This is a genomic window from Myceligenerans halotolerans, from assembly GCF_054782975.1.
In genome coordinates this window covers 498,353-515,899 of sequence record NZ_BAAGRL010000006.1, presented here as the reverse complement: position 1 = coordinate 515,899, position 17,547 = coordinate 498,353, and the positions used below count along the sequence as shown (strand labels likewise).

The window sequence follows — 17,547 nt, the reverse complement described above, 5'->3', positions numbered from 1 at the left end:
CGCGCGGGTGACCCCCTGCCCACGCGTCGCCGGCCCGGCTCGCCCCGGTCGGTCCCCCACCCTTCGGGACCGGCCGGGGCGACGGCGTCGTCCGGCCGCGTCGCCAGGCCGCTACTGGCGCGCCGTGCGGCGGCAGACCTCGTCCCACGGTGTCGGCTCGATGCCGAACTGCTTCCGGGCCGCGGTGTCGTCCAGCACGTAGGGGTGCTCGAACTGGTAGCTCATCTCGCGCACCTCGCGCATCAGTGGCGACACCAGCGCGAGCGCGGCCAGCGCGGGCCCTCGCAGTGTCCGGATGCGCACGGGCGGGCGGCCGGCGGCGGCGAGCACGTCGGTCAGCGCCTGCCGCTGGGTGCGGGGCTCGTTGCTCGGCACGTGCCAGACCCGTCCGTGCGCCTCGGTGTCGGCGGCGGCCGCGACGAGCGTGCGGGCGACGTCCTGCACGTCCGTGAACGTGTGCGGCTGGTCGACGCGGCCCATCATCATCGCCGTCCGGCCGCGCAGGGCCGCGGGCAGGACCCGCGAGATGTGTCCGTTACCGCCCACGCCCGGCCCGACGTAGTCGGAGCCGCGCACCTCCACCGCGCGGACACGCCCGGCGCGGTGTGCCGCCAACGCCTCCACCCACATGCGCGCGCGCAGACGCCCCTTGTGGTCGGTCGCGGCGTCGGGCAGGTCCTCCGTCATCGGGCCGTCGACCGGGCCGTACGGGTACAGGTTGCCGGTGATCGCGTAGACCGCGCCGGTTCGCTCGGCAGCGGTCAGGAGCGACGCCGCCAGCGGCGGCCAGGCGCGTTCCCACTGCGTGTAGTCGCCGGGGTTGGCGCAGTTGTAGAGCACGGCGGCGCCCTCGGCGGCGCGGGAGAGCGCGTCGGCGTCGGAGGCGTCCACCGTCGTGTGCTCGACGCCGGCGATTCCGGTGTCCCGGCCGGACCGGGTGGCCACGGTGACTCGCGACCCGCGCTCGGCGAGCTGCTGCGCGACGCTCCGGCCGACGGGGCCGGCTCCGACGACGACGTGATGGTCGGTGGTGTTCATGAGGACTCCTGGGGTGGCGTGGGCTGGGGTGGCTGGCGGATCGGGTGGGTGCGCCGGGCGGGTGGTCGGGGGTTTTCCGTGTGGTCGGTCAAGTGATTGACCGACCACACGGAAAACCCCCGACCACAGCCGCCGAGAGCGGTGCTCTCGTTTCGAGCAGCATGGCGGGAACACCGCTCTCTGTCAAGAGCAGTGATCTTCTTTGCGTGCAGCGCTCTCTGGTGGCAACCTGGGTGGATGACCGCACCCCGTACGGCGCGCGCCCTGGCACGTGAGACGTTGACGCAGGAGATCCTCGACGCCGCGCGCGCACGGCTGCACTCCGACGGCCCGGCGGAGCTGTCCCTGCGCGCCGTCGCCCGCGATGTCGGCATGGTGTCGTCAGCCGTCTACCGGTACTTCCCGAGCCGCGACGCGCTCCTGACCAGGCTGCTCATCGACTCCTACGGGGAGCTCGGGGAGGCGGTCGAACGGGCGGACGCCGACGTCGCGCGAGAGGACACCGGCGGCCGATGGCTCGCCGCGTGCCGCGCGCTACGCGCCTGGTGCGTCGAGCGGCCCGGGGATTTCGCCCTCCTGTACGGCACGCCGATCCCGGGCTACGCCGCGCCGCAGGACACGGTGGAGCCGGCCACCCGCGTCATCCGGGTGCTGGTGCGGATCGCCGGGGACGCGTACGCGCGCGGCGCGCGGCCGATCCCCGCGCCCTCAGATGCCGCGGGCACTCGCGACGACGGTGGTGGCGGCGGCGTCGGTGGTGGTGGCGGCGTCGGTGGTGGTGGCGGCGTCGGTGACCTCGTCGCGAGCGCCCGGGACTTCGCTGTCCAGCGCGGCCTGGTCCCCGAGGATGTGGCGACCGAGTCGGTGGTCCGCACGCTCATGGCCTGGAGCCAGCTGTTCGGGACGGTGTCGTTCGAGCTGTTCGGGCATCTCGTCGGGAGCGTCAGCGACACCGGCCGCTGGTACGACGAGGTCGCCACCCGCCTGGGCGCGGATCTCGGCATTCCCGCGCCGACGTGAGCGGGTGCCGTCACCAGCTCACCGGCTGGACCCCGTTCTATTGCCTCGATGATTCGAGCAATCGAGCGTCCCGCGTCTGAAGTGCGGTGAAGAAGTCTGGTCACAAGTTCGGTGAAGAAGTCGGGTCACAGCTTCCGGTGGTCGGCGAACCGCAACCTCAAGCCAGGGCCTGCTGCCGAACCGCAACCTCAGCCCGGTTCCCGCTGCCGAAACGCAGGGACACGCCGACAAAATCTCGAACTGTCGGCGTGTCCCTGCGGCTCGGCGGTCAATGCCGACGTCGGACTGCGGTTCGGCGGCGGGAACCGGGCTGCGACTGCAGTTCGGCAGCAGGAACCGAATCGAGACCGCGATTCGCTGCGAGGCCAGCGGAACGATGTCCCGAATTCCAGGCACAGGACACTAGGCGATCTGTAGGGGTGATCGCGCCGATGAACCGGCACGCCAGGTCGAGGCGTCGGCCGACAGCGGGCGGCCATGAGGAGAGGTCTTGTGCTCTTGACCATGGCACCTTACGGTCGGCAGCGTGAGAGCGACGATGCGCACTGACAGCATGCCAGGTCCTTCGTCCGACGCAGGGGGATCACGATGAGCGAGGGCGTGCAGGAGTCCAGGGTCGTCTTTCGGTCGCTGGACGGGTTGGCACTCGTGGGTGATCTGATCTTGCCCGAGTCGCCGCCGGAGATCGCGGTCGTTCAGGTGCATGGCGGCGGGGTGACGCGGCACGAGGCGGGTTTCTTCGACAGAAAGGCCGCGGGGCTTGCCGAAGCGGGCGTGGCAGCTCTGCGGTTCGACTTTCGCGGGCACGGTGAGTCCGGGGGCCGCCAGGAGGAGCTGACGCTCGCCGGAGTCTTGAACGACATTCGGTCGGCACTCGAGTTCGTGCGCGACGCCGCTGGCGTGTCGCGTACATCCCTGATCGGCCAGAGCTTCGGCGGCGGGATCTGCGGCTACTACGCGGCCAAGCGGCCCGACGACGTCGAGCGGCTGGTCATGCTCTGCCCGCAGATCGACTACAAGAAGCGGACGATCGACTCCCGCCCCTACTGGCACGACGACCGCATCGACGCCGACAAGGCAACAGAACTCAGTGAGCAAGGGTTCATCCAGCACTCGCCGACGTTCCGGCACGGCCGGGCGATCTACAACGAGCTGTTCTGGCTCCAGCCGCACACCGTCCTGCATCAGATCAAGGCGCCCATACTCGTCGTGCATGGAACGGCGGACACGCTGGTGCCGATCGACGGGACCCTTGCCGCGATGCCGCAGCTCAACGCCCAGTTGGAACTGCTCAAGATCGAGGGGGCGCAGCACGGGTTCGCCGTCGACGGCGACCCCACCTACCTGAACCCGCAGTCCCAGGAGTGGCAGGCGCTGGTGATCCAGGCCGTCTCGGACTGGATCTCTGTTCGCGGCTGATTGGTGAACACAGCAGTGAAGACGCGGCGGGCTGATCAGAACCTGAGGAGCGGCGCGTCGTACAGGCTCGGGTCACGTACACGGTTGAACTGAGGCGAGACCACCTCGATCACGTGCATTTCCGTGAGGAACTGGACCGTAGCGCCCAGCAGGTGGCTGGAATACCCGTTGGCGCTGTGCGCCTTGAGTCCAGCGGAGACGTGGATGTGCGGGGCCACCTTGCCAGCGGCATCGTCCCAGGCCAGGTCACCGCTACCGTGCGCCTCGGCGTTCTCCAGGTGCACCTTGGACCAGACCGGGGCGTCCGGGTTCTCAAGCTTGTCGCACGTCCCGACCAGGTCGACGTCACGGAATCCAGCGATGAATCGGACGAAGCCCTGCCGGACCTCGTTCTGCTCGCAGAAATCGCCAAGCGCGGTGAAGAAGTCATCACCATGATCGAAGGCCACGACGAACTGCCGGCCGAGAGTGAGTTGTGCGCTACGCATTCGAGCAATCTACCGATCGGCAGGTGTGATCGCGCCGATGAACCGGCACGCACGGTCGATACCGTCGGTCGACAACAGGCGGCTACGAGGCGAGATCAGACCGGCCGCGCCGTAGTCGCCCAGCTGCGCACAGCGAGCTACGAGCCACGACCAGTCCAGATCCAGATAGCGGGCAAGCGCCCGGAGACGGTCCGACGACGTCGCCCCGGCCGAGACCGAGTGGTCCCGTGCGAAGGCGAGAGCGTCGGAGAACTCGCGCAGTTGGAGACGCTGGTCCGGTATGTCGACGTGCCACAGGCTCTCGGTCCCGACCCAGGTCGCCACGATCGCTCTCTGACCGGCGTCGGTCACGAAGCCCGGTAGGGCCGCATACTCGGGTTCGGTCACGATGTTGACCGTGATCGTGAAGGACTCCATGAGCGCAGCCGCGAGGAGCAGCAGGATTCGCTCGGGACGCGGTGAGGTGCTCACCACGGCTGGTGGGATGCAGAACGTGCGCTCCGGCGAGACAGAGTGATCACCAGCGTAGACGCGCAGGTAGTTGAGCTTGTGCTCGAACAGAAGCCACGCGCTGGCCTCCTCACCACGCTGCTCGCGAGTCCAGAAGTCCGGCTGTTGGGTCAGCCGGGGTGAGTGGCGCTGGATGTGGTCTGCGCAGAATTGCGAGCCCAGCCACATCTGGGACGCGGGCGACAGGTCGTCCACGCTCGCGCCAGTGACCGTGGAACTCGGAAGCTCCTCGTACACGTGCAACGTACGCACGGTTCGTTCGAGTGCGGCATCGTCGTCGAGTAGTGAGGCGTCGAAGTTCGCCGCGGCCCACATCACCCCGAGGGTGAGGTCGTCGAGTTCGTATGCGCGGGGGAAGAGCAGACGGTTCTCACCTGCTGGGTCGGTCACCCATCGCCGGGCTCGACGCGCGTCCATCCCGTAGAGGGCCGGAGGCGCGCCATCGGGCGATTCGACGGCGGCAAGGACGAAGGCACGCCCCATGCCGCCGAGCGGGTCGCGGCCTTGCTTGGGCTTCGGAAGAGTCGCCACGATGCGGCCGTCGTCGACGGCACGGACCGGTTGCGCCGGGAGCGTCGTGCCCGTGAAATAGCGACCCGCCGGTGCTTCCAAACGCCCGCGGCCATCCACCCCTGGCGCTGGCATCACGAGCCGAGGCACCATGCTGCCCACGGTTGCGAACGCCCTCGCGTGGTCCGGTTCCGGCCTACCCCTGACCATCTCGGGTTTCATCCTTCTCGCGTCGGTGGCGGTCTGGGACCTCGCTGCCATGCCTGCATGACGGTGATCGGCAGCGACCACCTCTGCCGGACCAAGCGCAAGGATCTGCCCAGGCGACATGCGTGCGCGGTCCGCGTCGTCGACCAAGTCCTGGAGGGTGCAGCCGTGCCCGAAGGTGAGGGCGAGCGCACCCAAGACTTCGAGCGAGGGCTTGGTACCGCCGAACGGCCATGCTTCCCACTCGCTGACCCGGCTCTCAGCGATCGGCAGCTCGGGGTTGGCAGTACGGAACTCCTGCACGAGCTTCCACTGCGGCCAGCCCATCGCGTATCGCCAGGCGACACGGGGGCGAACCGCGAAGTGCCGGCCGAACTCCTCGGCGACGCGCGCCATTGAGAGGCCCTGGACGAGGAGGGCGTTCCGGAGCTCGTCGCGGCGCGCCCTGGCGCTCTTGACCATGCTCGTCCCCCTGATGGCTGCGACGTGCAATTTCCTTCACCGAGGGTAGTGACGCCAGCTCGTGCCAGCCATCACCGGGACGAAAACTTCCAATCTCCGGAAGATTCCGTCGGCTCGGGTGGACGAGGTTTCCGGAACCGTCCGGATTCTCCAGCAGCCGCCGAATGCAGGGTGGTGAAGTCCTGGAAGCCGACCCAACGGAGCACGACCATGACGACCACCACCGCTGCCTGCCGGACGACGGCCGGTCTGTTCGCGAGCGATATCGACTTCACGTTGCTGGTGACCGGATGCAAGCCGACGCCCAGGGTGGTCGAGGCCATCGGCGACCTGCAGGCAGCCGGGCACCACTTGGCCCTCGCAACAGGGCGTTCGCTCGTGGGCGCGCTGGCGGCGGTAGTGGATCTTGAGATCCGCGAAGCGCACGTGGTCGCGTCCAACGGTGCGGTCACCGCCCGTGTCGCCGATGGGAAGTGCACGGTGCTGGCCAAGCGGGAGGCTCCCGCAGAGAAAGCCCTGCGCCACGTGGCCCGCGCGATCGTGGGCGGCCGATTGAAAGCGGCGGCCGAGGTGGTGGGTTACGGCTACCGGGTCACCTCACGGTTCCCGGACCACGAACTCCCTGGGACCCAGATACCCTCGAACCTGGAGGGACTGTGGGCAGCTCCCACGCCAAGAATCGCTCTGCGCGGTGAGGGAGCTTCTGGGTTCGTACCCGGCCTGCGGGCGTTGGGCGTGACGGCGCACGCAACTCGTCCGGACTGGATCGATGTCACCAGCGACGGCCTCTCAAAGGCCACCGCGCTGGAGCACCTGCGCGCGGAACTGGGCGTACATCCGGGTCGTACGGTCTCGATGGGTGACGCGCCGAACGATCTGGAGATGCTGCGGTGGGCGGCCACCCCGGTCGTGATGAGCAACGCCACCGATGAGGTGAAGGTGGCCGTGGCCGACCTCAAGGGCGAGACCACCGGTTCGGTGTGGCAGGACGGAGCCGCCTACGCGCTCGACTCCGCCACCGCGTGGCTGAGCAATTCCGCCCGCTGCGAATGGTGGACCGACTGCGCCGGCCAGCAGCGCTGCACTCGGCCCGCCGTCGACAAGATCGGCGCGTACTGGCAGTGCGGCCCCCATATCGACGAAGAACTCCGCCGCAACGAAGGCACCGTGCAAAGGGCCTCCGAATGAGATGTCGCGGGCATGCCTCGACCCAGGTCCGCTGTTACCCCTGGTCCAGCCCCAGGAGATCCTCCTCCGTCTCACGGCGGATGAGGACCCGTGACGAGCCGTTCGCCACCGCCACGACCGGGGGCCGCAGCAGCATGTTGTAGTTCGACGCCATCGAGCGCCCGTAGGCTCCGGTCGCGGCGACCGCGAGCAGGTCACCCGCCCGGACGTCGCCGGGCAGCATCACGCGATGCACCACGATGTCGCCGGACTCGCAGTGCTTGCCGACCACGCGTGCCAGGACCGGCTCCGCCTCCGACGCGCGACCGACGATCTCCGCGTGATAGTCCGCCCCGTAGAGCGCCGGCCGGATGTTGTCGCTCATGCCGCCGTCGACCGAGACGTACAGCCGAGTGAACGGCTCGTCGTCGTCCCCGCCCACCGTCACGGGCTTGACCGTGCCGACCGTGTACAGCGTCAGGCCCGCCGGGCCGACGATCGCCCGGCCCGGCTCGATCGAGAACCGCGGCAGCGACGTGCCGAGCCTCGCGGCCACGTCCGCCACCGAGGAGGCGATGTCCTTGGCGACGCGCTCCGGATCCAGCGCCACCTCGCCCGGCAGGTAGGCGATGCCGTAGCCACCGCCGAGATCCACCTCGTCGACCAGCACGCCGGTCCGGGCCGCGAGCGCCGCGCGCAGCTCCAGCACCGCGCGGGCCGCGGCCTCGAACCCGTCCGGGTCGAGGATCTGCGAGCCGATGTGGGAGTGGATGCCGAGCAGGCGCAGGCTCGGCCGCTCGAGGATCCGCAGCAGGGCGGTCATCGCGGGACTGTCGGTGCTCGACGACGCCGGGTCCTCGGCCTGCTGTCCGGCACCCTCCCCCGACGCCGCATTGACCGACAGCCCGAACTTCTGGTCCTCGTGGGCGGTCGAGATGTACTCGTGACCGCCGGCGTGCACGCCCGTGGTCACGCGCACCATGACCGGCGCGACGACGCCGCGCTCCGCCGCGAGGTCCGCGACGCGGTCGATCTCGGCGAGCGAGTCGACGATGATCCGGCCCACGCCATGGGAGAAGGCGCGCACGATCTCCGCGTCCGACTTGTTGTTGCCGTGCAGCCCGATCTCCTCGCCCGGAATACCGGCGCGCAGCGCCACGGCCAGCTCACCGCCCGACGCGGTGTCGACCCGCAGGCCTTCCTCGCGCGCCCAGCGCGCGACCGCCACGGTGAGCAGCGCCTTGCCCGCGTAGTACACGTCCACGCCGGTCCCCACCGTCGCGAAGGCCGCCTCGAAGGCCGTCCGGTAGGCGCGGGCACGGCCACGGAAGTCCGCCTCGTCGAGGATGTACGACGGCGTGCCGTGGTCGGCCGCGAGCTCGGCGACACCGACACCCGCGACCTCCACAGCACCGTCGTCGCCCCGACGGACGCCGCTCGACCACGGCGCGCCCGCCGAGCCGACGGGGAGCCCGGCGGGACCGGCCTGCCCGGCCGCGTCCGCCGTCGGACCGGGTCCGGCAATCGCGCCGGGACCACCCGTCGTGCCAGGTTCACCCGCCGCGGCCGTGTCGCCCGCGATCGCCGTCGTACCCGGCCCCTCGGACGCGCCGCCCGCTGCCGGTGCCGTGCCGCTCACATCCGCTCCGGGGCGCTCACGCCCAGCAGGTCCAGGCCGTTGGCGAGGACCGTGCGGACGGCGTCGTTCAGCCAGAGGCGGGTGCGGTGCGCGTCCGTCACGGCCTCGTCGGGGTACGGGTTGGCACGCAACTCGGCCGGGTCGTTGTACCAGGAGTGGTAGTCACCGGCGAGCGCCTCGAGGTAGCGGGCCACGCGGTGCGGCTCGCGCAGTTCGGCGGCCTGCGCGACGATCCGCGGGTACTCGGTGAGGCGGCCCAGCAGCTTGCTCTCCGACTCATGGCTCAGCAGCGACGGGTCGAAGGCGTCCTCAACCCGCACGCCACGGTCGGCCGCGTTCCGGTCGATGGCACACGTCCGCGAGTGCGCGTACTGGACGTAGTAGACGGGGTTCTCGTTCTTCTGGCTCGCCAGGAGATCGAGATCGAGATCGATGTTCTGGTCCGCGGACGAGCGAGCGAGCGCGTAGCGCGCGGCGTCGACCCCGACGGCGTCGACCAGGTCGTCGATCGTCACGACGGTGCCCGCGCGCTTCGACATCCGCACGGGCTGACCGTCACGGACCAGGTTGACCATCTGGCCGATGAGGATCTGCATGTTCTTGCCCGGGGTGTCGCCGAACGATGCGCAGACGGCCATCATGCGGGCGACGTAACCGTGGTGGTCGGCGCCGAGCATGATGATGACGTCGTCGAAGCCGCGCTCGCGCTTGTCGAGGTAGTAGGCGATGTCGCCCGCGATGTACGCGGCCTCGCCGTCGGACTTGATGATGACGCGGTCCTTGTCGTCCCCGAAGTCGGTGGTGCGCAGCCACAGCGCGCCGTCCTTCTCGAACGTCCGCCCGTCGGCCGTGAGCCGGTCGACGGCGTGCTTCACCGCGCCGGACTCGTGCAGGGAGTCCTCGTGGAAGTACACGTCGAAGTCGACGCCGAAATCGTGCAGGGACTGCTTGATCTCCCCGAACATGCGCTCGACGCCGCGCGCGCGGAAGACCTCCTGCGCCTCGTCGTCGGGCAGCTCGCGCGGGTCGGTGTCGCCGTCCGCGATCGCGTCGGCGATCACGGCATCGGCGATCTCCGCGATGTACGCGCCGCCGTAGCCGTCCTCCGGGGCGGGCCTGCCCTGTGCGGCGGCCAGCAGGGAGCCGGAGAACCGGTCGATCTGTGCGCCGTGGTCGTTGAAGTAGTACTCCCGCGCCACCTCGGCGCCGGACGTCTGGAGGATGCGGGCGAGCGAGTCGCCGACGGCTGCCCAGCGCACACCGCCGATGTGGATGGGCCCGGTCGGGTTGGCGGACACGAACTCGAGGTTGATCCTGAGCCCGGCCTCGGCGTCGTTCCGGCCGTACTCCCTGCCCTTCTCCACGATCGTGCGCGCGAGCTCGCCCGCGGCACCGGCGTCGAGCGTGATGTTCAGGAAGCCGGGGCCCGCGACGTCCACCGACTTGATCCCCGCGTTCTCCCCCAGCCGCGCGGCCAGGTCCTCGGCGAGCGCCCGGGGCGTGGTGCCGGCCTTCTTGGCGAGCTGGAGCGCGACGTTCGTGGCCCAGTCGCCGTGCTCTCGCTGCCGGGGGCGCTCCACGTGCACCGACGCGGGGATCGCGTCGGCGGGGAGCTGGAGGGTGCCGTCGGCCACAGCCGCGGCAAGGGCAGCGCTGAGTGCTCCGGAGAGCTGGGTGGGGGTCACCCGACGATTCTACGGGCGGGGTCTGACCCGCGGCCCGCGGTTTCCACAGGCCGGGAACGTGATGTCCGACGCCGGCCGGTGCACCTGGGTGCGCCGGCTGGCGTCGGGCAGTCAGGACACGTCCAGATCGGTCGCGTCCAGTGACGCGAGGATCTGCCACCACCGTTCCTCGGTCGCTCCCGCGCCCTCGTACGAGATCTCGAACGACTTGCGCCCGTCGGCCGTCAGCCAGAAGGTCGCGTGCCCCAGGAAGTGCTCGCCGGTCTCGGCGTCGGTCCCGACGGTCACGACGCCGCGCGTCGTGCCGGGCGGCTCGTACCGGTACCCGTTCAGATCGAGGTCGAAGGGCTGCTCGTACGCTTCGAGATCCCACAGACCGATGGACAGGTCCTGCCAGGAGTCCGCGGAGTGGTTGTTCCAGATGCCCCAGGTCCCATCCTCGCCCTTCACGTCCTCCGGCAGCCTCATCCGGAGGCCTTCGAACTCGACAGGCCTCCAGTCCGACGGCGGGTCCTGCAGCAACGGATCCACGGGATCCAGCTCGTCATAGGCGGGGTCTCCGTCCTTCGACGCCTCGGCGAAACCGAAGCTACCGACGACCGCGGCGAGGTCGTCGTCGAGATCCGTGGCGCCGCGGTCACCGAAGAGGTTCACCGTGTAGCCCCTGCCGCCGGCGCGACGCACCTCGATGTAGGCCCGGTAGTAGTCGTCGAACCGCTCGATCCGGACCTGCGACACGTCCGCGCCCGGCAGCTCGAAGCGATAGTACGGAAGGTCCTCGCCGAGCTCTGCATACTCGGCGGCCATCTCGGCGTTGTCGAGATACATCAGATGCTCCTCCAACGCCAGCCAGAGCTCCACGTCGCCGTCAGGCCGCTTGAAACGCAGCGTGTCGCCGGGGTTCTCCTCCGCGGCCGGACCGCCCGAGGTCTCCCAGTCCCCGGGAACCGCGAACTCCAGGCCGTGGAACTCCGTCTGTCGCCATGACGCGGGCACGTCACCCGCCTCGAGGAGCGGCAGGTCCGCCTGGGGAATCATCGGCGACGTCTCCGGTCCGTCGTACTCCTCGTCGATCCGGACCGTGTCGATAAGCCGCTCGAAGGTGGTCTGCGGCGTGGCATCGTCGTGGAGCATCATGGTGACCCGGACCACCGTCCCGTCGGCGAGCTCCACGTCCAGCTCGCCCACGAAGTCGCCCGCGTCCGCCTCGAGATCCCCCGCCATCAGCCCTTCGTCGCCGTCCGCGGTGTACCAGGAGTACCGCGCGGACACCGCCCCCGGCACCTCGGTGTCGACCACCGGGTTGCCGACCTGCCTGCCCACCATCGGCACACCGTCCACCGGCTCGACAGCGACCCACGACTCGGCCGACGGAAGGGACTCCATGTCCAACTCGTGCGGGATCACGGGGTCGGGTCCCCACATCGGGTCGCCCACCGGGTTGAACATCTCGTAGCCGGCGGGCACCTCCAAGACCAGGCCGTCCGCGCGCACCTCGACCGGGGCCGACGGGTCCTGCACCCACGGCAGAAGCGCCGGAAGCGCCGGACGCCCTTCGGCGAACCAGATCGTCCCTGCCGTACCGAGGACCACCAGCACGGCCACGGCCCCCCCGATCGCCCGCCGCCGTACGCGCTCGCGGCGGATCGTCCGATGCGCCATGCTCTCGCCGTCGATCCCGTCCAGGGGCCCGACCCGGCCCGCGGCGTCATGGATCAGCTGCACCAGGTCGTTGCTCTGTTCCTTCATCGCTGCGCCTCCTTCCGCGAGGTCGTGCCGTTCGCCGCCGTCGCTGCTCGTGGATGTCCCGTGCCGAGGATCTGCCGCAGCCGGTCGAGTCCGCGCGACGCCGCTGACTTCACGGCGCCCACGGAGATCTCCAGGTCCTCGGCCGTCTGCTTCTCCGTACGGTCCAGCAGGTACCGCAGGACGACGGCACGCCGCTGGCCCGCCGGAAGTTGTCGCAGCGCCCGGACCAGTTCGTCGCGGTCGACGACGTGCTGCGTACCGTCCGATGCCGAGCCCGGGCGGAGATCGGCCGGAGCGACCAGGACGTCGCGCCTGGTCCGCCGCCAGGTGTCGATCCGCGCGGTGGCGATCACCTTCCGGGCGTAGGCGAACGGATCGCCGTCGCCCAGCCTGTTCCAGGCGCGGTACGTCCGCTCGAGCGCCAGTTGCACCAGGTCGGCGGCCCGGTGAACGTCGCCGCACAGCAGATACGCGATGCGGGACAGCTCGGGTGATCGGTCGCGGGCGAACATCGTGAACCGCTCGTCACGGGTGCCCGTGACCACCACCGTGGCAGTGGCTCCGTCCAGGACGGCCGCGTCGTCGCTCACCACGCCCACCACCTCCGTCGTCGTCCTGCATACCTGTTCGCACGCCGGCCGGGCCGGCATCCTCGTGAAGTCACGGCACACAGACGCACCCGGCCGAGGAAAGGTTGCCTGGGCACCGGAGATATCGCGGCGCTCGATCCCTCGAGAGCGGGAGACCCGCCGAGCCACTGGATCATCATGACAACCTTTCCGCGGACGTACCCGTCTCCCTTCCATGAATCAATCGACAATCAGGCGGTGCACCGGATGAGTCCTCGGACCGCCGCCGGCGCGGCGCCACGCGTTGCGGTGCGCACGACAGGCGGCAAGACCGAGCGCTTCACCGCCTTCGCCGAAGGCGCGACACCGATGCTGTCTCGCCTCGCGTTCCTGCTCACCGGCGACGAGCACCGCGCCCGCGACCTCGTCCAGCAGGCCCTGGAGCGGACCTACCTCGCTTGGGGCCGCGTGGCCGACGGCAATCCGGAGGCGTACGCACGGCGGATCGTCGTCAACGCGCGGATCGACGGCTGGCGCAAGCGACGCCGGGAGACGCTGGCGGACCCGGCCGAGCTGTGGGACGCGCGGACTCCCGACCCGACCTCGGGCGTGCTGCACCGCGACGAGCTGGTCCGGGCGCTCCGGACGCTGCCGCCCGCACAACGGCGCGTGATCGTGCTGCGCTACCTGTACGACCTCAGCGAAGCGGACACCGCCGCCGAACTCGGCGTGTCCGCGGGCTCGGTCAAGTCCGCAGCGTCCCGCGGGCTGGCGCGCCTGCGCACGGTGCTCGACGACGAGCCCTCCTCGGAGAACACGACCCAGCGGAAGGGGACGGCACGATGACCTCTCAGAGGCACTCCGACGAAGCTCTGATCGACCTCCTCCGGGCCTCGGCCGCCCAGACCGGACCCCTCGACCTCGACGGACGCGCCCTGGCCCGGACCGCGGCGCGCCGGGGCCGCACACGGCGTGCGCTCCAGGCCGGGGGCGGCGCCCTCGCGGCGGCGGCGGTCGCCGGTGGCGCCTGGCTGTACGGGACGTCTACGACGACGCCGGTGCCCGCGGACCCCGTCCCCTCCGTGAGCCCGACACCGGAGGGCAGGCCGACCACGGGTCCGTTCGCCGACGACCTGACGATGGGACGGCTACCCGTCCTCGACGGTGTTCAGCCGGGTGTCGTACCGGAGGGGTGGGTATCGCACAAGGTGAGCGGGCTGCGGTTCGCGCTGCCCGACGGGTGGAGCGAGGTGCCGGAGGAGCCGTACCCCGGGGATCCGGTGCAGGCCACCCGGTACGCGTTCCTCTGGCGGCAGGACGAGACGATCCGTCTCGCCGGCCCAGGCGGTGCCCACGTGATCGCAGCCGAGTCGGCCTTGGTCGAGAGCCTCTCGCCGGACAACCCGCCACAGGGCTGGGCACTCAGGCAGGGAGCGAGGGCACTCTTCCCCGTGGACGGGTCGGATCTCGCGGTGGCATCCCTCCAGGGCCCGGTCTACGACGGCATGTCGCTCGACTCGGCCGAGCTCCTGCTCCGGGCCGCCGACGGCAGAGGTTACGCCGTCGTCGCGACGGGCCTCGACACGCTGGACGACCAGGACACACTGGTGAAGCTGCTCGGCACCCTCACATTCACCGAGAAGGCGCACCGTGCCACGCCGCTGACGGATGTCCCTCTCTGGCAGGAGGCCGACCAGGAGATCCCTGAGGGCTGGCAGACGCTGCGTGAGGGTTCCGTCACCGTGGCGGTGCCGAACGACTGGCATGTCGGCGAAGAGGGGTACGCGCCCCCGGGCGAGTTCGTATCCTTCGGGAGGCTGAGCTCGCCAGGGCCCATGACGACCGACCAGGCACAGCACCGCTTGGAGACCTCCGGTGCAAAGGCGATCCTGGTGAGGTCGGAACTCGCCCACCACCCGTGGTCCGACCGGCCCGCGATCGATGCACAAGTGGACGTACGACTCACGGCGGGAACGGTCGTCACTCTCACCATCGGCCTAGTGGACGACGAGGACGGGGCCGCTCTGCTCCGCCAGATCGCAGGGACGGTCCGCGTGGATCCGTGACCCTGGATCATCGATGACCACTGGCTCCTCGCGGTGAGCGACGAGTGCTGGCGGCCGGTAGCCGCGGTTCGGTGCCCATGTCCGGCGGCGGCCGGTACGCACGTGCGCACCGGCCGCCGCCGGGCACGACGCTCGTCACAGCTATCGATGCGCTCTCCGGGCCCGTCACCTGGTAGTCTCGTTTCGGCCGTCACGGGAGTGAGTTATCACTGCCGAACCACGGTCCCGCGCCTGTAGCTCAGTGGATAGAGCGTCTGCCTCCGGAGCAGAAGGTCGGGGGTTCGAATCCCTTCAGGCGCACCCGAGAAAACAGGCCGTGACCAGCACGAACGCTGGTCACGGCCTGTTTCGTCGGTCGCCCTGGCGACCTTCTTCCTGTCGCTCCCGGCCTCACTGCTGGCCTATGCACCCTTGAGCACGTCGTCCAGCGCCGTGCCGGCTTTACACCGATGACCGAGTTGCCGGTATCGTCCGCCACATGTCCGATGCAACGGCACCCGATCAGGCCACAGCGACCGCGTCCGGCACATCCAGTCCCACCACCGGCGACGGGGTGGAACTCTTCCCGTCGCGCGGGCACGTCACCACGCTGACGATCGCCGCACTCGTGCTGACGGTCGTGTGCGGCGCGGCCGCCGTCGTCGGCTTCGACGCGGCGCAGACCGAGCCCTCGCCCACGGCACTCGTCGTCACCTGCGCGGGGGCGGTCGGCGCTCTCATGGCACTCGGCGCGGGCCTCATCGCGGTACGCCGCATGCTGGTGGCGAGCTGGCCCGTGCTCATCGTCGACGACGAGGGCTTCACCGACTGGCTGCCCAACCTCGGCGTCGAACGCGTCGAGTGGTCCGAGGTGACCGGCGTCCGGGACACGAGCCTCGCCGGCCGTGCGGTGGTCGTCGTCGACGTCGTGGACCCCGGCGCCGTCGTCCGCCGCCAGCGCACGCCCGTCCGGCGCCTGGCCGCGGCGACGAACCTGCGCCTCACGGGCACGCCGGTGGTCCTGAAGCCGGGCAGCATCGACGCCTCCGCGGAGGAGATCAGGGCGACCCTCGCACCGCACGTCGCGAAGGGGTAGCCGGAGGGCCGGACCAGGCATCACGGACAGGGGTGGACAACGATTGCCTCTGCTTGTGTAGACTTCCTCACAGGACCTGACATGGGCGACAGGGGAACTGCCATGAGCGACCTCGACAAGGCCGGCCACGACCTCGGCCAGGACACCGGCTACCGCGACTTCGAGTTCGAGAGGCGCTTCTTCGTGCGGGACTTCCCGCGCACGCTCCGCGACGCACCGGCTCTCATCGTCCAGTCCTACTTCGTGGCGGACGACGGCTACGCGCTCCGGGTCCGCGTCCAGGCGAGCGACATCGAGACGCCGCAGGAACCCGCCATCGACGCGGGCAGCATCCTCCGCGAGCATGCGTCGGAGATCGACTTCGCCGCAGTGACCGTCAAGGGACCGGCCGTCGGCGGCACCCGCTACGAGGCGGAGCGCCCCCTCGACCCGAGCATCGCCGTCGAGCTGGTCCGGCGCGGCGGGCACCTCGTGGTCAAGACGCGCTATGCCGCGTGGCTCGGCGCGGACGGCTGGTCGATCGACGTGTTCGGCGGCGCCAACCACCCGCTGATCATCGCCGAGTGCGAGCGTTCCCGGCCGGTCACGAGCCTCCAGATCCCTGACTTCTGCGTCACGGAGATCACCGACGACGCCCGCTTCTCCAACGACTCCCTCGCCATGCGGCCCTACGGCTCCTGGTCGGCGGCGTTCGACACAGAGCTCACCGCGCAGGGTCCGCGCTTCCGCCAGGACTTCGGCCCCAACTCGCGCCTCAGCACGAGCTGACGGGCCAGTACTACGGCCACCCTCCGCGTGCCGATCCTGGCCCTCACCGGCCGGTCGAGCGCGACGTCGCGCTCGACCGGGCCGGCTCGGTGACGAACCGCGTCAGCCGTTCCAGAGTCCGAGTTCCCGCACTCCGTCGACGTACTCCCAGTGCCAGGGCTCGTACTTCTCGCCGCCCACCTGGGCCCATGCCGGGTTCTGCCAGCCGTACGCGGGCGCGTTCGCCCACATCCAGGAGTAGATCTCGCTGTTGCTGGTCTCCTGCTTGCAGATGTCGACCGCGAGCCCCCAGCCGTGGTTCGAGGTGCCGGGCGAGGCGGCCCAGTAGCCGAGCTGGGCCTTCACCGCATACTGCGTGTCCAGGTCCCGATAGCTCGCCACCAGGCACATGTCGCGCCCGAACTGCGCGCGGAAGGCCCCGTTGAGGGCGGACAGGGCGACCGCGGCGTCGGGCCTCAGCCGCTCGTCGTCCTGCCACAGCTCGCACAGCGAGTGGTCGGCGAGCAGCCCGTTGCCACCGTCCACGGGGGCGTCGAAGTCGCACCCGGGCAGCGGGCTGCGCTCGGCGTCGCGACTGGCGGAACGTGTCTCGGTGCGCTCGATCCTCGGCGCGGCCATCACGTTCTCCGACGCACGGGGCGCGGTGGTCGGGTCGGTGACGAGGTCGAGCGGTGAGGGCCCGGTCGGATCGGCCGCGACCTCGAAGGGCGACTCGCCGCTCCGCTCCGGCTGCTGGCTGAGCGGCGCCCCGATCGTGGCGGCCGCCAGGGTGCCGAGCACCGCGGTGCGGGACAGGAACCTCTGCGCGGGAGCGATCCGCGTCCCGTCCCCGGAGGCCCGTGCCGGACGGCCGCTCCGCACCAGGCGGGCTCCCCGACGGACCGCCTGGCTCCGCTCCAGCGCTTCGCGCCGGGCACGCCGGGTGGGGTAGGCAGGCGATGCGCCTGCACCAGCCGCTGGCTCCACTGCTCCTCCGAGGTCGCTGCCGCACCCCCCAACGCGGCCGTCGTCATCCGGCTTCGACCCTAGCGGGCAGCTCGCATCCGTGCCAAGCCGGGCACGACACTCATACACGAAATGCCGTTCTCACCCGCTCCGCACCCTCGCGTGTCCCCGTCCGCGCCCAGGCGCGCGTCCCCCCGTCCGCGCCCAGGTGCGCATCCCCGCCCGCGCCC

General features: G+C 70.4%; 15 protein-coding genes and 1 tRNA gene. 8 read left to right on the top strand and 8 right to left on the bottom strand.

Translation table 11 applies throughout. The annotated features are described in order from the left end of the window. Positions 1-111: 111 nt before the first annotated feature. Positions 112-1,038: an NAD-dependent epimerase/dehydratase family protein gene (locus tag ACYVK5_RS05525; RefSeq protein WP_460702602.1), complete on the bottom strand. Its 927-nt coding sequence runs from the start codon at positions 1,036-1,038 to the stop codon at positions 112-114. Positions 1,039-1,275: 237 nt separating this feature from the next. Here ACYVK5_RS05525 and ACYVK5_RS05520 point away from each other — a divergent pair, with 237 nt between their 5' ends. Beyond that, positions 1,276-2,058: a TetR/AcrR family transcriptional regulator gene (locus ACYVK5_RS05520; protein ID WP_460702600.1), complete on the top strand. Its 783-nt coding sequence runs from the start codon at positions 1,276-1,278 to the stop codon at positions 2,056-2,058. Positions 2,059-2,646: 588 nt separating this feature from the next. Next, positions 2,647-3,477 (top strand): alpha/beta hydrolase, encoded by an 831-nt coding sequence (locus tag ACYVK5_RS05515; RefSeq protein ID WP_460702598.1) that lies wholly within the window; start codon positions 2,647-2,649, stop codon positions 3,475-3,477. 35 nt (positions 3,478-3,512) lie between these two features. Here ACYVK5_RS05515 and ACYVK5_RS05510 read toward each other — a convergent pair whose 3' ends face one another. Both ACYVK5_RS05510 and ACYVK5_RS05505 read right to left on the bottom strand, forming a co-directional pair. Continuing rightward, positions 3,513-3,965, bottom strand: coding sequence for a PPC domain-containing DNA-binding protein (locus ACYVK5_RS05510; protein WP_460702596.1), 453 nt, complete (start codon positions 3,963-3,965; stop codon positions 3,513-3,515). Positions 3,966-3,974: 9 nt separating this feature from the next. Beyond that, the gene (locus ACYVK5_RS05505; protein WP_460702594.1) at positions 3,975-5,588 is read right to left on the bottom strand and encodes a hypothetical protein; all 1,614 of its coding nucleotides are present in this window, start codon (positions 5,586-5,588) and stop codon (positions 3,975-3,977) included. Between the two features lie 276 nt (positions 5,589-5,864). On the opposite strand from ACYVK5_RS05505, the gene ACYVK5_RS05500 reads away from it, so the two are divergent. Beyond that, entirely contained in the window at positions 5,865-6,842 is a 978-nt protein-coding gene (locus ACYVK5_RS05500; protein WP_460702593.1) for an HAD family hydrolase, read from the top strand. Between the two features lie 34 nt (positions 6,843-6,876). On the opposite strand, the gene lysA is transcribed toward ACYVK5_RS05500, so the two are convergent. From lysA to ACYVK5_RS05480, 4 genes are all read right to left on the bottom strand, one after another. Then, on the bottom strand, positions 6,877-8,229 hold the full coding sequence (lysA, locus tag ACYVK5_RS05495; protein WP_460702982.1) for a diaminopimelate decarboxylase: 1,353 nt from the start codon (positions 8,227-8,229) through the stop codon (positions 6,877-6,879). A 227-nt stretch (positions 8,230-8,456) separates the two neighbouring features. Continuing rightward, positions 8,457-10,145: an arginine--tRNA ligase gene (gene argS / locus ACYVK5_RS05490; protein WP_460702591.1), complete on the bottom strand. Its 1,689-nt coding sequence runs from the start codon at positions 10,143-10,145 to the stop codon at positions 8,457-8,459. Between the two features lie 111 nt (positions 10,146-10,256). After that, complete coding sequence (locus tag ACYVK5_RS05485) at positions 10,257-11,894, bottom strand: hypothetical protein (protein ID WP_460702589.1); 1,638 nt, start codon at positions 11,892-11,894, stop codon at positions 10,257-10,259. Further along, on the bottom strand, positions 11,891-12,487 hold the full coding sequence (locus tag ACYVK5_RS05480; RefSeq protein WP_460702587.1) for a SigE family RNA polymerase sigma factor: 597 nt from the start codon (positions 12,485-12,487) through the stop codon (positions 11,891-11,893). The genes ACYVK5_RS05485 and ACYVK5_RS05480 overlap by 4 nt, the downstream gene beginning before the upstream one ends. 243 nt (positions 12,488-12,730) lie before the next feature. Here ACYVK5_RS05480 and ACYVK5_RS05475 point away from each other — a divergent pair, with 243 nt between their 5' ends. The 5 genes from ACYVK5_RS05475 (at position 12,731) to ACYVK5_RS05455 (ending at position 16,372) form a co-directional block, all read left to right on the top strand. Further along, on the top strand, positions 12,731-13,309 hold the full coding sequence (locus ACYVK5_RS05475) for a SigE family RNA polymerase sigma factor (protein ID WP_460702585.1): 579 nt from the start codon (positions 12,731-12,733) through the stop codon (positions 13,307-13,309). Further along, the gene (locus ACYVK5_RS05470; protein ID WP_460702583.1) at positions 13,306-14,529 is read left to right on the top strand and encodes a hypothetical protein; all 1,224 of its coding nucleotides are present in this window, start codon (positions 13,306-13,308) and stop codon (positions 14,527-14,529) included. The genes ACYVK5_RS05475 and ACYVK5_RS05470 overlap by 4 nt, the downstream gene beginning before the upstream one ends. Positions 14,530-14,756: 227 nt before the next feature. Further along, a tRNA-Arg gene (locus ACYVK5_RS05465) sits at positions 14,757-14,829 on the top strand. Positions 14,830-15,007: 178 nt separating this feature from the next. After that, a complete protein-coding gene (locus ACYVK5_RS05460; RefSeq protein ID WP_460702581.1) occupies positions 15,008-15,604 on the top strand; it encodes an STM3941 family protein in 597 nt (198 codons plus the stop codon). Between the two features lie 102 nt (positions 15,605-15,706). Further along, a complete protein-coding gene (locus ACYVK5_RS05455) occupies positions 15,707-16,372 on the top strand; it encodes a CYTH domain-containing protein (RefSeq protein ID WP_460702579.1) in 666 nt (221 codons plus the stop codon). A 102-nt stretch (positions 16,373-16,474) separates the two neighbouring features. Here the strand turns inward: ACYVK5_RS05455 and ACYVK5_RS05450 are convergent, their stop codons facing one another. Further along, entirely contained in the window at positions 16,475-17,233 is a 759-nt protein-coding gene (locus ACYVK5_RS05450; RefSeq protein WP_460702577.1) for a M15 family metallopeptidase, read from the bottom strand. Positions 17,234-17,547 lie beyond the last annotated feature (314 nt).